Annotated in this window: 16 protein-coding genes, 3 tRNA genes and 1 other RNA gene; all 20 read right to left on the bottom strand. The window is 49.2% G+C overall.

Features of this window, described 5'->3' with window-relative positions; translation table 11 throughout:
- Positions 1–7 precede the first annotated feature (7 nt).
- On the bottom strand, positions 8–757 hold the full coding sequence (locus tag PHR44_04905; protein ID MDD4910000.1) for a YebC/PmpR family DNA-binding transcriptional regulator: 750 nt from the start codon (positions 755–757) through the stop codon (positions 8–10).
- Between the two features lie 12 nt (positions 758–769).
- Entirely contained in the window at positions 770–1,342 is a 573-nt protein-coding gene (locus PHR44_04900; GenBank protein ID MDD4909999.1) for a hypothetical protein, read from the bottom strand.
- 24 nt (positions 1,343–1,366) lie between these two features.
- Positions 1,367–1,823, bottom strand: an RNA gene (rnpB, locus tag PHR44_04895) — RNase P RNA component class A.
- Entirely contained in the window at positions 1,822–2,241 is a 420-nt protein-coding gene (locus tag PHR44_04890) for a ribonuclease HI family protein (protein MDD4909998.1), read from the bottom strand. Before PHR44_04890 ends, rnpB begins: the two co-directional genes overlap by 2 nt.
- Entirely contained in the window at positions 2,234–2,956 is a 723-nt protein-coding gene (locus tag PHR44_04885) for a C4-type zinc ribbon domain-containing protein (protein MDD4909997.1), read from the bottom strand. The genes PHR44_04890 and PHR44_04885 overlap by 8 nt, the downstream gene beginning before the upstream one ends.
- 105 nt (positions 2,957–3,061) lie before the next feature.
- Positions 3,062–3,138: transfer RNA gene (locus tag PHR44_04880), tRNA-Val, on the bottom strand.
- Between the two features lie 128 nt (positions 3,139–3,266).
- Positions 3,267–3,340 (bottom strand) — tRNA-Ile (locus tag PHR44_04875).
- A 152-nt stretch (positions 3,341–3,492) separates the two neighbouring features.
- Positions 3,493–5,061, bottom strand: a complete 1,569-nt coding sequence (rpoD, locus tag PHR44_04870) for an RNA polymerase sigma factor RpoD (GenBank protein MDD4909996.1) — start codon at positions 5,059–5,061, stop codon at positions 3,493–3,495.
- A complete protein-coding gene (dnaG, locus tag PHR44_04865; GenBank protein MDD4909995.1) occupies positions 5,058–6,863 on the bottom strand; it encodes a DNA primase in 1,806 nt (601 codons plus the stop codon). Before dnaG ends, rpoD begins: the two co-directional genes overlap by 4 nt.
- A 58-nt stretch (positions 6,864–6,921) precedes the next feature.
- Positions 6,922–7,878 carry a Nif3-like dinuclear metal center hexameric protein gene (locus PHR44_04860; protein ID MDD4909994.1) on the bottom strand — a complete coding sequence of 319 codons (957 nt, stop codon included), beginning with the start codon at positions 7,876–7,878 and terminating at the stop codon, positions 6,922–6,924.
- Positions 7,875–8,441: a CvpA family protein gene (locus PHR44_04855; protein MDD4909993.1), complete on the bottom strand. Its 567-nt coding sequence runs from the start codon at positions 8,439–8,441 to the stop codon at positions 7,875–7,877. Before PHR44_04855 ends, PHR44_04860 begins: the two co-directional genes overlap by 4 nt.
- A 24-nt stretch (positions 8,442–8,465) precedes the next feature.
- Positions 8,466–9,680 (bottom strand): MiaB/RimO family radical SAM methylthiotransferase, encoded by a 1,215-nt coding sequence (locus PHR44_04850; protein MDD4909992.1) that lies wholly within the window; start codon positions 9,678–9,680, stop codon positions 8,466–8,468.
- Positions 9,677–10,402, bottom strand: coding sequence for an RsmE family RNA methyltransferase (locus PHR44_04845; protein MDD4909991.1), 726 nt, complete (start codon positions 10,400–10,402; stop codon positions 9,677–9,679). The genes PHR44_04850 and PHR44_04845 overlap by 4 nt, the downstream gene beginning before the upstream one ends.
- On the bottom strand, positions 10,399–10,944 hold the full coding sequence (gene amrA / locus PHR44_04840; protein ID MDD4909990.1) for an AmmeMemoRadiSam system protein A: 546 nt from the start codon (positions 10,942–10,944) through the stop codon (positions 10,399–10,401). Before amrA ends, PHR44_04845 begins: the two co-directional genes overlap by 4 nt.
- Positions 10,945–11,052: 108 nt before the next feature.
- Positions 11,053–11,125, bottom strand: a tRNA-Ala gene (locus PHR44_04835).
- A gap of 177 nt (positions 11,126–11,302) precedes the next feature.
- The gene (locus PHR44_04830; protein ID MDD4909989.1) at positions 11,303–12,652 is read right to left on the bottom strand and encodes a hypothetical protein; all 1,350 of its coding nucleotides are present in this window, start codon (positions 12,650–12,652) and stop codon (positions 11,303–11,305) included.
- Positions 12,653–12,675: 23 nt separating this feature from the next.
- On the bottom strand, positions 12,676–13,227 hold the full coding sequence (locus tag PHR44_04825) for a type II secretion system protein (GenBank protein ID MDD4909988.1): 552 nt from the start codon (positions 13,225–13,227) through the stop codon (positions 12,676–12,678).
- The gene (locus PHR44_04820) at positions 13,211–13,582 is read right to left on the bottom strand and encodes a prepilin-type N-terminal cleavage/methylation domain-containing protein (GenBank protein ID MDD4909987.1); all 372 of its coding nucleotides are present in this window, start codon (positions 13,580–13,582) and stop codon (positions 13,211–13,213) included. Before PHR44_04820 ends, PHR44_04825 begins: the two co-directional genes overlap by 17 nt.
- A complete protein-coding gene (locus tag PHR44_04815) occupies positions 13,575–14,015 on the bottom strand; it encodes a prepilin-type N-terminal cleavage/methylation domain-containing protein (GenBank protein ID MDD4909986.1) in 441 nt (146 codons plus the stop codon). The genes PHR44_04820 and PHR44_04815 overlap by 8 nt, the downstream gene beginning before the upstream one ends.
- On the bottom strand, positions 14,002–14,460 hold the full coding sequence (locus PHR44_04810) for a type II secretion system protein (GenBank protein ID MDD4909985.1): 459 nt from the start codon (positions 14,458–14,460) through the stop codon (positions 14,002–14,004). Before PHR44_04810 ends, PHR44_04815 begins: the two co-directional genes overlap by 14 nt.
- Positions 14,461–14,527: the final 67 nt, after the last annotated feature.

Genomic DNA, 14,527 nt, shown 5'->3' with positions numbered 1-14,527 from the left:
TGATCAGCTATTCTGTGTTAACCAGCAGTTCATCCGGTATATCAAAATTGGAATATACGTTCTGGACATCCTCTTGTTCCTCCAGGGCGTCTATTAAAGCAAGGAGGCTCTTCGCGTTCTGCTCGGAAGCGACCTTTACGCTTGAAGAGGGTATTTTCATTATCTCCGCCGATTGCCACTCGATATTATGCTTGGAAAGGGCGCCCTTGACATTTTCCAGGTCCTTTGGCTGCGTGATGACTTCATAGGTGTCTCCCTCAACCTTCATATCCTCAGCGCCTGCCTCAAGCACTATGTCAAGAAGCTGTTCCTCCTTCACCTTTGATGTGTCTATCACGATGAAGCCCTTTGTGTTGAATATCCAGCTTACGGAACCCGCGCCCGCGAGGTTTCCGCCTTTTTTGGAGAATATATTCCTCACCTCAGCAGAGGTGCGGTTTTTGTTGTCTGTGAGGGTCTCGACCATTATAGCGACGCCGGCCGGTCCGTAGCCCTCATATACAACCTCTTCGTAAGAAACGCCCGGTAATTCGCCGGTGCCGCGCTTGATCGCGGTCTTGACGTTATCAGAGGGCATGTTCGCTTCTTTTGCCTTCTGCATAACCGCCCTGAGGCGCGCGTTAGTATCCGGATCGCCGCCGCCATCCCTGGCTATGGCAGTTATTTCCTTGATCAACTTTGTATAGACAGCGCCTTTTTTCGCGTCTGCCGCTGTTTTTCTTGACTTATTTGTCTTCCACTTTGAATGACCTGACATAAATACCCTCCCTTATCGTATTTTATCTAAATCAAAAACGAAATCCCGCTGGAAACCCGACGGTTCCCTGAAAACGAACTTTATCTGCGAGCCCTCTTCAATATCTTCAGCGGGAAAAACAAAATCCAGGCTTATCTCCTTAAACCGGGTACCGGTTGTGTAACGTAAGGGATAAACGTACTTTTCCCCTGCCATTAAAAAGGCGTAATACTCGCCCGTAGGCGAAGGCCTTTGAGTAAACTCATCGTCCAGTTTGTAATGATAGTAAGTAAAGATAAGGTTGCCTTTAAGCGGTTCGATCACTTCTCTTAGCTCGCTGTTCGCGAACCGCTTCCTTGAAGGATTATTCCTGACAAATTCAGCCGCCGCCTTAAAAGGCGTCTTCACCTCAACCCAGCCCTTTAATCCGGGCTTAGTGACCGTCCATTCAGATCCCAGGGATAAATTATTGCCTCCCTGCCGGCCATATTCCACTGCTTCAGACAACTGCTCATCTGTCAGATCAAACGATACGGCAAAAGACCTTCCGCCGAGGATCAGGAACAGCGCGCCTGCCGCGAAAGCAACCCTTAAATCCCTTTTCATCTTTACATCCCCCTATAGATAATGAAATAATGCAAGTTAATAAGCCGGGTTCTGTTATGATAGCCATTCATCTAAGCGCCTTCATTGCTGAGGGCGTCCTGCGGCCTACCCAAGACTGATAGCACCTCGTATCATATTCCCTTGCGGGTGACACTCGGTGCAAGCGAGCCAGGTTTCGTGGCTCATCGTCTCCTTTCTGGCCTTGCTCCGCGTAGAGATTGCCGCGTTTCACATCGCAACCGAAGGCTGCGATGTGATCCTGAGCCCCGCAAAGCGGGGCGAAGGATCTTGATAATCGCATCTTCAGCCGCTACTCGTCTCTGTGGCTCTGATCCTTATCGCTCCGAAGCCCTACCATGATTTACTCATCGATGGGCGTAGGAGGATAGCCCCGAAATTATCGGGGTACGCAAAACCTTCCGGAGCCCGGACTTTCCTCCCCCGCGCCAGTTGGTACGGGGGCGGCTATCCAACCTGCATTATTTCTTTTCTATCGCTTTCTTAACTGCTATGTTTGCCAGCCGATCCGCGCCCTCGTTCTCAGCGCGCGGTATATGCCTTATATCAAAATGATCAAAACGGCAAAGCAGCATAAGCGCCTTCTCAAACATCACTTTGATATTGAGGTCTTTTACCCTGTATTCCCGCTTGATCTGCCTGTAAACAAGCTGGCTGTCGGTATTGACCCTTACCCGCTTGATGCCCAAAGAAACCGCTTCTTCCAGGGCGCAAATAAGCGCGCTGTATTCGGCTATATTATTTGTCGCCTCGCCAAGAAAGCGCGACACATTCTTGACTACTTCTTCCCCGCGGCAGATGATCACGCCTATACCCGCCGGCCCGGGGTTATTCTTTGAGGCGCCGTCTATATATATGTCAAAGACCTCGTCATTACTCATTATCTATGCATAAAATACGCGAGCAGCTGCCGCAGAACACAAGCCGCTCATTCATCTTGATCTCGTTTATTACCTGAGGCCGAAGGTTTATGAAGCAGCCCCCGCAGCAGTTATCTTTAACCGCGACTATGGCAGAACCGTCTCTGTTCTTTAAAATGCGTTCGTACTGCGCGAGCACGCTCTTTTCTATCAAGGGCGCCATCTGCCCTCTTTTTTCCTTAAGCGTATTGATCAGGGCGTCTATTTCTTTAACGCGTTCATCAACCGCCTTCTTCTCGCTGTTGAATCTTGCCTCTTCCTCTTGCAGGCGCTTTTTTTCCGCGTCTATTTCCTTATCCTTATTGTCTGCCTGTTCAAACAGGGAGATTATCTCGTCTTCTATCAAAGAATTGTCCGCCTTGATGCCGGCTATCTCCTTCCGCATCGCTGTATATTCCTTATTCGTCTTTATCTGGAACAACTGCCCTTCCAGCTTCTTTGCCTGTTCTTCTTTCTGGGCAAGCTGGCCTTCTTTTTCTTTGCGCTTAAGAAGCAGGGCCTTGCGTTCATCTTCAAGCCTCTGCAGGAGCGCCTTCTTTTCCTCAAAGGCCGCCTCCATTTGCTTAAGCAAAGCCGGCTTATCCTCTTTCTCGCGGTTCAATCTATAGATCTCAGAATCAACATTCTGAAGTTCTAAGAGTTTTTTTATTTGCTCGCGTATGCTTACTTCAGGCATATCCTCTTTCGGTTGTCTGCATCTCAATCGTGGTCCCTCGCAGTCTAAAATCTAACGACTGCTGCTCGGGACAACACTACGCCAACTATCTAAACTAAAGCGTAGTGGTGGGCGATACAGGATTCGAACCTGTGACCTTTGCGATGTGAACGCAACGCTCTAACCAGCTGAGCCAATCGCCCGACAAATTTTTACGAAGTAAAAATTTGATCCCGAGTTGCCTTCCTATTCCGCAGGCAACGAGGGACTCCCTCGCAGCCTCAACACTAACAACTGCTGCTCGGGACTCGTTCGCCTTCGGCGAACTTCGTGGGCCCAAGAGGACTTGAACCTCTGACCCGCTGATTATGAGTCAGCTGCTCTAACCAACTGAGCTATGGGCCCGATATATTTTGCAACCCCCTCAAAAGCGTATAGATAGATGAAATATTATACAACCACGAACGCGAATTTGCAATACTAAAATTGACCGACAAAAAACCCGCTGAGGGAACTCAAAGGGAGGCCTCAGCGGGCTTAAAGCCAACTCTACGCGCTTAATCCCTTTCATGCGCCAAAGTCATATCCAGAAAAGAACGCAGCCGGCGCGAGCGGGTGGGGTGCCTGAGTTTCCTTAATGCCTTTGCCTCTATCTGACGCACCCGCTCTCTGGTGACGTCAAATATATTGCCCACCTCCTCAAGCGTGCGGGGAGAATCGTCGGTCATGCCGAACCTCAAGGTCAATATCTTTCTTTCGCGGTCGCTTAGGGTATCCAGCGCGCTGTTCATCTCATCCTTCAGCATGGAACGCACGGTAGCGTTCGCGGGAGAAACCGCCCTCTTATCTTCAATAAAATCCCCAAAATGCGTATCCCCCTCGTCTCCTATGGGCATCTGCAGCGATATCGGCTCCTGAGCGATCTTCAGTATTGCCTTGACCTTATCCTGAGGCATGCGCATTTCCCTGGCTATTTCTCCCGGCAGCGGCTCCCTGCCGTTCTCCTGCACGAAAAGCCGCGTTATGCGTATGATCTTATTTATCGTCTCCGTCATATGCACGGGTATTCTTATGGTGCGCGCCTGGTCGGCTATGGAACGGGTTATTGCCTGGCGTATCCACCAGGTGGCATAAGTGGAGAATTTATATCCGCGCTTGTATTCAAATTTCTCCACTGCCCGCATCAGGCCCATATTCCCTTCCTGGATCAGGTCCAAAAAGGAGAGCCCCCTGTTAGTATATTTCTTCGCTATGCTTACTACCAGCCGCAGGTTTGCCTCAACCAGTTTCTTCTTTGCGCGGTTAAACCTTATCTGTTTAGCGCGTATGGCCTTAAGCTGCTCCCTGGCGTCTTCATAGCGCGATACGCCCAACGCCCTGATTATCCTGGATTCTCTTTCCCTGATCTCTGTAATGGCCCGCCTTTTACCGGACTGCCTGGCGGCTGCCTTGCGCCTTTGCAGCGCGTCATATTCTCTGATCAGGGCCGCGAAATCGGAAACCATGCCCTCTATGGGAGAGGTGACAAAATTCAGGCGGGAAAACAGCTCCTGAGTCCTGGGCATACTGGATGTCGCCCTGATCTTTCTGGCTATATCGGACATCTGCCTGAACACCTTGTCCTTCTTGGAATTTATTTCCTCCTTGAAGATCTCCTCTATATTGACCTCTTCATCGATGATCTGCTGTATGAATTTGAGCATCTGTGTGCGCGCGAACCTTGTGGAGAAGACCACATTGCGGAATTCGGTCTCTGCCGCCTCTATCTTCTTGGCTAACGCTATCTCGTCTTCCCGGGAAAGCAGGTTTATGGAACCCATCTGCTTCAGATACATCTTGACCGGGTCGTCCAATGGAAGAAACCTGTCATCCACCTTAAGGTGCTCTTCAAAAGGCACTTCCTCTTCTCTAGCCGTATCCTTATCCTTCTCTTGAGACAGATTTTCTTTGCTTTCCACTATCTGGATATCTTCATTGCCCAGCAGGTCAAAAAGTTTATCGATCTCATCGGAAGAAGTGATGTCGTCCGGAAGCAAGTCGTTCACTTCATCGTAAGTGAGGAAACCTTTTTGCCTGCCTAAGCTTATTATCCTGTTTACGCCCTTTTTACCGTTCTGAGTTTTCATTTTATCCCGCCTGATTTTGTTAACCCTGAGCGCTGTCGAAGGGTTAAGCCCCTGAATTCTTCCATCAATTGGCTGATCTTTGTTTCATCGCTGCGCCCTTCCGCGGCCTTCAATTCTTCCTGAATAGCCACGCGGCGCGCCTTTAGTCTCTCTGATTTGAGGCGCTCTATGCAGTCATTCAACACCCTTTCCTTATCATCTGAATGCACGTCCAGAACACAAGCGCACAATTCGGAAACCAGCTCTGCCGCGGAACTATCGCCGCAGCGGTTTATCAGGGCCGAAGCGCAGACATCCTCTATCCCCTGCGAGCCGAGTTCAAACATAATGCCTACGAGCTCGTTAAGCCGCCCGTCCTTGAAATCCGATGGCTTGAGGTTATCTCTAAGCTTATTCAATGACTCCTTGTCCTCCATTGCCAACCCGACAAGCATCTTCTCCAGCTGGCCGGCAGCCGCCTTGAACTTCTGGCTGTTAAGCTCAAAGCCCCTGAATCCCGCGTTCTTATCCTTCGCGTTCTTAAGTTCAAGCCGCAGCGACTCTTCCTTTACCCTTAATTCCGACGCCAGCCGCTTAACATACTCGGACTTAACTATCTCATTCTTGATCTTGTTAATGGTAAAGAGCATCTCCTTCGCTATCTTTGCCCTGTCTTCGATAGTTTCCCTGTTGTATCGCCTGTATAATAACCCGAGCTTATAATCAAACAGCGTCTGGGCCGTATCTATTTTCTTACGGAAGGCGCTTATGCCGTTCTTTCGTATGAAGGAATCCGGGTCAAGCTCATCACCCAAAGACACGACCTTGACATTCAGGTCTTCTTCTATTAACAGGTCCAAACTCCGCAGCGCGGCCAGCTCTCCCGCCTTATCCGCGTCGTAAACCATTACTACATTATGGGTATAACGTTTAATAAGCCGTATCTGGTCGGTAGTAAGCGCCGTGCCTAAAGAAGCGGCTATACTGGTAAAACCGTTGATATAGGGCGTAATAAAATCAAGATAGCCCTCTACTATAGCGACATAATCCGCTGTGCCTATGGGCTCTTTGCTCAGATTCAGGCCGAACAGGTGCTTTCCCTTGATATACACTTGCGTCTCGGGAGAATTGATATACTTAGGCGTTACTTCTTTGTCCATGGTACGCGCGCCAAAACCGATCACCCTGCCCCTGATCTCGTATATGGGAAAGATTATCCTGTTCCTGAACCTGTCATAGAACCCCATCTTATCTGATTTGCTTACCGCGAGGCCTGCCTTCTCGATCAGGGAAACGCTTATGCCCCCGGCCCTTAAGAAATTAATAAGCCCGTCCCATTTATCCGGAGCAAACCCAAGATTGAACTGCTTTATATTTTCATCCGTAATACCGCGCTTATGAAGATATGCCCGCGCGCTGCCGCCCGCATCGGAAAAAATATTTTTATGATAAAATTCCGCGGCAAGCGCGTTTATATTGTGCAGCTGGCTGCTCAGCGATTCGATCTTCCGGGTCTCAGCGCTGTGAAACTTCGGCAGGGCCACTCCCGCCTTCCTTGCCATCGCCTCCACTGCCTCGGGAAATTCCAGGCGCTCGTAGCGCATAAGAAAATTAAATACGTTGCCGCCGGCGCCGCAGCCGAAACAGTGGTAGATCTGCTTGTCGGAACTCACCATAAAAGAAGGCGTTTTCTCATGATGAAAAGGGCAGACCGCCCTGAAATTCCTTCCCGCCTTCTTCAGCGGAATGTAGCTGGAAATGACCTCAACGATATCAACCTTATTGATTATATCGTCAAGAATATTCTGCGGGATACCGGCCATAGCTCCTTTGACTGGTTATCTAAGTATGAAAACGCTTTCAATTGAGGTGAAAAAAATATTACTTGCGTGGTATGCGCCTGAAACCTGAACAGGGGATAACCTTAAGCTTCTCTTTCTTTTCCATCTTATCAAATAAAAGATTTAAGCCCAGCGTATCGGAAGTGATGTGGCCCGCTATTATAACGTTAACGCGCGCTTCTCTGGCTTTCTTAAAGTGCTCTTCGCTCAGGTGCATGCAGATCAAGGTATCTATCCCTGCCTCAGAAATGTTCTTGAATATGGACTTTGAGCCCTCTGTGCCGCCTGTCATATCCACGAATATCTTTCCCGCTCTTTTCTCCGGGCCTCCCAGGATTATCTTGGGGAAACCAACGCCTTCCTTTATCGCTTCTTTGTATTCGGGTATCTCCTTTAGCACCTTTAATACATCTCCCAGATACCGGGGTTTATTTTTGTCCAACAGGCCCTGAAGATAACTGGCAACATGATTATCCGCCACTGTATGCATACACATAAAAGGAATACCAAGCAGCCGCGCCGCGTCCACGCATCTGGTATGGTTGACCGGCATAAGCCTCCTCTCTACCTCTTTAATCCTTTCGCCCAGAAGAGACTCAGCCACGCTTACCGGCACGCCTAAATTAGCCAGTATATCCGACTGTATATGCATGACCCCGTAAAGGGCGGACAATGCCTTGCCTTCGGGATGATGCGATATTACCAGGTCTATTCGCTCTTTTTCAGACAATGCCCGGCAGAGGAGCAATTCAGGGGTTTCCATGTCAATACCCGCCAACAATGTCTTTACTTCGGTGCCGGGATCGCCGTTAAGTATTCGCGTATCAGAATAGGGGTTCTTCAATGATTCTATGTCAAATTCTTTCTTTTCTTCGGCGGAAAGCGAATCATAGTCGGCCTTTCTCTTCGCGAGCTCCTCCTTGACGCTCTTTTCCCCGCGTGGATCCGCCTCTATGCCGCATTCTACCGCCATTTCATAAAGCCGCCCTAATTTCATTCGCTCCCCCTTTGCGCGACCTCAAATATGCCGCTGTTGATCTCATCATTAATGATAAATTTTGACATAATATTCTCCCACATCCCCGCGTAAGCCCGCGGCGCGATATTGACCGCTTTTACCGCCAGGAACGAACTCTTGATACTGGCAGATAGATATTGCGCGGACGTCAACAGAAAGAATAAAAGCGTAATACTTATAACAAGGGTACCCCTTATGGCGCCGATCAACAATGCCGCCCACTTATCGATCGTCTGAGCGGCCTCTATTTTAAAAAAACGGAAGAAGGCGATCCTTAAAAGAAATATCAGAAGGTAACCGGCTATAATGAGCGCTATAAAAGAAAGCATATCGGCAACTACCCGCGGGCACTTAATACCGGAAGGTATTGCTGTTGAAAGCGCGCTGTAATAATGAGAGGCAAAGAATACGGATGAAAAAGACCCTAGAAGTTTAAATATCTCAATAACTATACCTTGTTTTACAGCAACGTAAAGTATTCTTATTAAAAGGATTAGGCAAAAGATATCAACCCAGTTTAAATTAGACAGCGCGACCTTCATTTGGTTAAGTATACCATATAAAAGCTAAACTGTCAACCCTGCGGCAAAATTATCATAAATCTCTGCCAATTCTGCGGTAACGGCTTTATTGAGTAAAGAACGGCCGGACTTCATTCTTACCTTTATATAATTGGCAGTGTGGCCTTCATACATTGACGGCTCGCCGGCCGGCTTAGACTCAATTAACACCTCCAGCCTCCTGCCGATAAATCTCTTCCTGAAATCCAGTGAGACCTCTTTGCATAAATTATCCAAATGATCAAGGCGCTGCCTCAATATGTGAGGCGGCACCTCGCCCTTGAAACCGGCCGCCTCAGTCCCTTCCCTCTTGCTGTAGGGAAATATATGCACCTTAAGCGGCTCTGTCTCTTTTATGAAATCCACGGTATTTTTGAAATTGGCTTCTTCCTCTCCCGGAAAACCAACCATGATATCCATGCTTAAGGCAAAGTCCGCTATTTTTTCTTTCAATCCGCGTACCGTCCTGATGTGATCATCGCGGATAAGCGTCTTGTTCATTCTTTTCAAGATATGATCATCGCCGCTTTGAAAAGGTATATGTAAATGAGGGCACAGGATCTTTGAACCGGCTATTCTATCGATCAGGCCGTCCGTCACATCGCCTGCCTCAATAGAGCTTAAGCGTATCCTGCGCAGCCCTCGGATTTTCTCAAGCTCATCTATTAACTGGACCAGGCCGGCCTTGATCCCTCTGTCCCTGCCGTAAGCGCCCAGGCATATGCCGGTAAGCACGATCTCTTTGAAACCCGCCGCGGCAAGTCCCCTTGCCTCTTTAATGACCTCTTCCTTTGGCCTGCTTACCGAACGCCCCCTTGCCAGCCGGACCTTGCAGAAGCTGCATTTATTGTCGCAGCCGTCCTGCGCCTTAATAAACGCCCTTGCCCTGCCGGAGAAATCGCTTATCCCCGACGGAAAGAACCCTTTGTCTATGACGCAATCCACGCCCTCTATCGCGGCTACGCTGCGCCAGTCATTCTTTACCAGGCAGCCCGTCACTAAAATAAGCGCCGACGGATTATTCTTTACTGCCTGCCTTATCGCCCATTTTGATTTCCTGTCAGCCGCGTGGGTAACTGTGCAGGTGTTGATCACAAAGATATCCGGCTGCTTTCCGTTATCCGAAACAAGAAAACCCTTGCCCGCGAAACGCTCCCTGATGCTCTGCGTATCATACTGGTTGACCTTGCAGCCCAATGTATGGAATTTAATGGTTTTCATAAAGTCAAACACCTTACCATTGCCAAACTGACTATCGCCGCCGTATCCACCTTCAGCACGGTTTCCCCCAGCGTGACCGGCTTGGCGCCGTTGGCGATCGCAAAATGCGCCTCATCAGGCGTAAAATCGCCTTCAGGGCCTATTATGACAAGCACGCTGCCTTTAAAACGCGGGGTTAAAACATCTCTGAGTTTATTTCTTCCGCCAAAAAGCACTGGTATGACAATAAGGTTAAACTTTCCGACGGAAAAGATCTCGCGCATCTGCCTGACTTCAGTTATCTCGGGCAAAACGCTCCTATGGCATTGTTTGGCCGCGTTAACGGCGACTGTCTGCCATCTCTTTAATTTATCCTGAAGCCGGCTGCCCCCTATCTTCACTTCTGTCCTCTGCGTCATCAACGGAATGATCCTGTCAACCCCCAATTCGGTCGCCTTCTCAATAATAAACTCAAACTTCTGCTTCTTGGGCAGAGCGCAGGCAAGCGTAATATGAACCGCCTCAGCCGCACTTTTCTCTTCTTTTAAATTATCCGCGATCATCATATCTTTGTTAATATCAGATATCTTAGCAAGGTATTCCCTGCCCTGGCCGTCAAAAACAATGATCTTGTCGCCTTTTTCCGCGCGCATCACCTTAAGGATATGGCGCAGCTCTTTGAGATCGTTTATGATTATCTTGTCTTTGGATATGTTCCCTGGCGGGCAGAAAAACCGTCTCATTCTTCCTCAAATACCTCCGCGCTGAAGACATGGAGCTCGGCAGAGCCGTCTTTCCAGGCAATAGGAGAAAGCCCTGCTTTATGGGAACAAAGGTTTGAGAGAAACTCTTCTTTTGACCATCCTGTCTCTTCGGCTACCTGCGGCAGGAATACCCCTGTCCTGAACCCCTTCCTGACCATAACGCCGTGCCTGCCCAGTTCTATTTCATCGGCAGAGCTAACTTTACGCATCGGCGACAGCACAGATATCTCGATCTTCACTGCTTTAAGCTCTTCCCGCGTTAAAGGCGCGAACCGCGGGTCGGAAAACGCCGCCTCAATCGCCATATCAGCCACCGTCCGCGCGAGGGGCTGATCGCCTACCATCCTGCCGATACAGCCGCGGAGCTCGCCGCCTATCCGCAAGGTGACAAACGCGCCCATTTTTTCATTTAACTTTGGGTCGTTCACGGATATCCCGTCATTCTTGCTTCCTTTGAAATGACCGCTGATCGAACCCCTGGCGATTTGCAGTAATTTTTCTTTTTGCTCCTCATTGAGCATTTTGCTGTCTCCTCCGGATAATGGCGAAGATAGGCATCGCTTATAAGGTCCTTCACGCCCTTCGGGCGTTCAGGACCATTTTTCCCGATGGGAAAATGCGAGGAAAAATGGAGCTGAGGGGAGTTGAACCCCTGACCCCCTCGTTGCGAACGAGGTGCTCTCCCAACTGAGCTACAGCCCCAAAATTTTCTATATTATGAACGCGGGAAAATTTTGTCCTGAGCGCCCAAAGGGCGCGAAGGACCTGGATTGAGTTAATCTACCATATCGGCGGGAAATTTGCAATGGAAAACAAAATAGGGATAATACCCGTAAGGCCTATCCCTATTGTAACCAGGTTACGATAACTTATTGCCTGCTATTGGCAGCAAACTGCATAGCAAGTAACACTACTATTCGCTTGTGCGGTAGTACAATGCCATCCATTACCACTTGGATTACTAGCAACCACCTCATTAAGTGGTGATAGGCCACTATGCCCGCCACCGGTTACACTATATCCTGAGGGACACGCGACAGTCACATTTGATCCGACAGAACTCTGTGTAACGCACTGCACGCCTGCACTCCCCCACTGAACTCCGCTGCCTGTAGAAGTCAGGACCTGGCCGCTGGTGCCCAAACTGTTACTATTGTCCCGCAGGCCGCCGCCAAACTGTCCTTCACCAGCAACAGACAGATTGCCCGGATTGACCTCTAAAGCGGCGACTCCCGGCACTCCCACTACCCTTACGCCACCGGGCCCGTTGAAATTGGCAACGTAACCTGTGCCTGGATTATATACTAAAAGTGCGTTCCCTGCCCAATTGTATCCAGCCGGCGGGCCTTCAATATAAAAGAAATTATTACGGCTACTCAACAGAACATTCGCAACTGAAGACGTGATAGAACGAAAATCATATCCGCTGGGGCTATACGCCTCAATACCAAGGTTGTTATGGGCCGTAAGCGCGATACCTATACCAGTACCGGTATGTTGAACGCTTACTGCTTCTGTACCACTGGTACCCATGGCATAAATCCTTAAACCCCTGCCCGTGCCTGTCGGGAATGCCTGGATAGCGTCTGCATTCTGGCTGACCACATGAATACCCATCGTGCTGCCTTGCGTCTGTACCCCTATGCCCGCTATGGAATTATCATCAGCCGTAGCCCATACTCCATAACCGCCTCTACCATGCCCCTTAACACCGTGCCCTCCGATACCATAAAGGCCCACGACATCAGATACCCCCATAAACCCTATTGCCTCACCTGCCCAGGGAACTATATTGCTGAATGTGGTGGGGTTCACCAAACTTCCAATAGCCAATCCTCCTATGGCACCTTCATTTATCATCCAGGTTTTCTTCTGATTGGTTACAAACGCCGCTCTATAATCCCGGTCGCATGTCAACCAATCTGTAGCCCTGTCCGCGTATTCATTTGCTTTAGGAAAAATCGGGTTATCGCATGTCCCGCCGCTTCTGGTAACATTATGAGTTGAGACATCGCGAACCTGCGCGCAGCATATAGGCACGTTGCCCCCGACCTCATCTAAAGCATGAGTAATATCATCTACCTCATAGACCCGCAAGTTCTTATACACCCCGTAAGGCGAAGGATAATAAGTGGTGATCTCCAGCTTTTCCTCCGCTGCCGACGCCGTAAAGGGGCTGAAAACGGCTGCCGCAAGCACCAATATAACCAAAAGCGATCTTTTTTTCATTGCGCCTCCTTTAAAAATGCCTCCTACCCCATCGACGCGGAAGGGCATACCACCACCGTATCAATTGCCGCGTCGGGATTATCGGGATAACTTATCGCGGCATTAGGATTATACACCGTCTTTACGTGGATACGAAGCGCGTAAGGTCTTAAGGGGACAGAACTGCCTGGATCTACTGCCTCAAGGGCAAACTCTATGATCTTTCTTGCTATTAATCTTCTATTGGCGGTCAGCGTCTCCTGATAATAAAGTTCATCGCCGACAAGTGTAAACCTGCACATTGTCTGGCCTATGGTAACAGGATCATTATCGTTTTCTCTAATATCCACACCCATGTTGTTGGCATGCACAATAAACGGCGGTTCCTCAACCCATCCCTCTGAATGGCGCACCCTTCGGGCTATCGCCTCAACCGCGATGGAGGCCTCATTCAATATCTGGCTCCTTCTGTCCGACGAGACCGCCTGATACCGCGCGAACAGCTCAATACTGGCAAAGCCGATACTGATCATGCCGAACATAACAATTGCCACAAGAAGCTCTATCAGCGTAACTGCCCTACGACGTCGGTTCATCCCAGGTTATTTCCATAACGGCCCTTCTTAACCCGTTAAGTCCGGCCGGCTCATCAACTTCATAATTATATGTGTAACCAATATTATTATCGTCTATCGCGGGAACAGAAACGGCAGGATATGCGGCAACCCTGAGAGTATTGCCGCCCTCATCCCACGTATCCTGCCTGACTTGCGCATTAAGCAGATTCAGCTCACCGCCCATTTTCTCAACTGCCTGGATGTTGGATTTGGTATGCAGCAACTGGCGTTTTACCGAGACAAAGGTAGCGCTTAAACCGGCAACTACCATGGCAAAGATCACCGTGGCAACAAGGATTTCCAGCAAAGTAAACCCCGCGTTTCTCTTAACCACAAAAATTACCACCTGTGCAGGACGGCTCCTCACCATTATCTACATTTGCACTTGTCAACTCCCAGACGCGGCCATCAGCACCAGCGTTTACCCTTGTTGCTTTGGCTGTAAATGCTGCGCCGGGCCCGGTTATTTCTACGGCATAACTCCACTTGACATTCGGCCCCATAGGCAGATAAAGCCTCAAGTTCGTATTGAGAAAGCTGGTCTGCGTAGAACCATAGTATTCGCCCCGCTCGAGCCGATACACCCTCTCCCCGGCGGCAATCAGCTTCAGATTGACGACTGCCTCCCTGTTTAACGCACTCTCAACTATGGGCCTGTAATTCACGCCCAGGGTGGCCAAAATCCCTATTATAACCACCACGATCATTATCTCTAAAAGCGTGAATGCCTTAATGAAACCGCTCTTTTCGGGATTAGTAACCCGCATTACTTGTCCATTCAGAAGTTCCGTCGGTATTGATCCACAGCTGAAGATACCCTGCCGTTGCCCCTGAAGGCGGTTTCCCTTGGCCACCTGTACATCTAATAGCCCTCATTTGTACGGACGTAGCGCTGGCCCCTAATACGTTGTAATAAAAATAGTGGCTTGGCCTGCAGGCAGAGGGTATCTGATCAACCCCCGTCCCTATACCAGCTATTGTGTTATCAAAACCAGTATAAGCTTCATGATCCATACTATACGCCACTGCCAGTGATCTCACCGTACTTAATACCTGTCTTGCCTCGGCTCCACGGGCTCTCTCTGTGGCCCTGGCGTATTGTGAAACCCCCAAAGTAGCCAATATGCCTACGATAATGACCACTATCATTAACTCAAGCAAGGTAAAACCTTTCGTCCTTTTCATTTTAATCTCCTTTTTTACTTTAGCCATTTAATTACGTCGTTAAATAAGGTCGTTTAGCCGGCTTCCCTCCTTTCGTTCATTTCGTCCATTGTAT

Source organism: Candidatus Omnitrophota bacterium (genome assembly GCA_028707125.1).
In the GTDB taxonomy this organism is placed as follows: Bacteria; Omnitrophota; Gorgyraeia; order Gygaellales; family JAQTUX01; genus JAQTUX01.
Note: the sequence above shows the minus strand (reverse complement) of the source record. Positions and strands in the feature narration are given on the sequence as shown.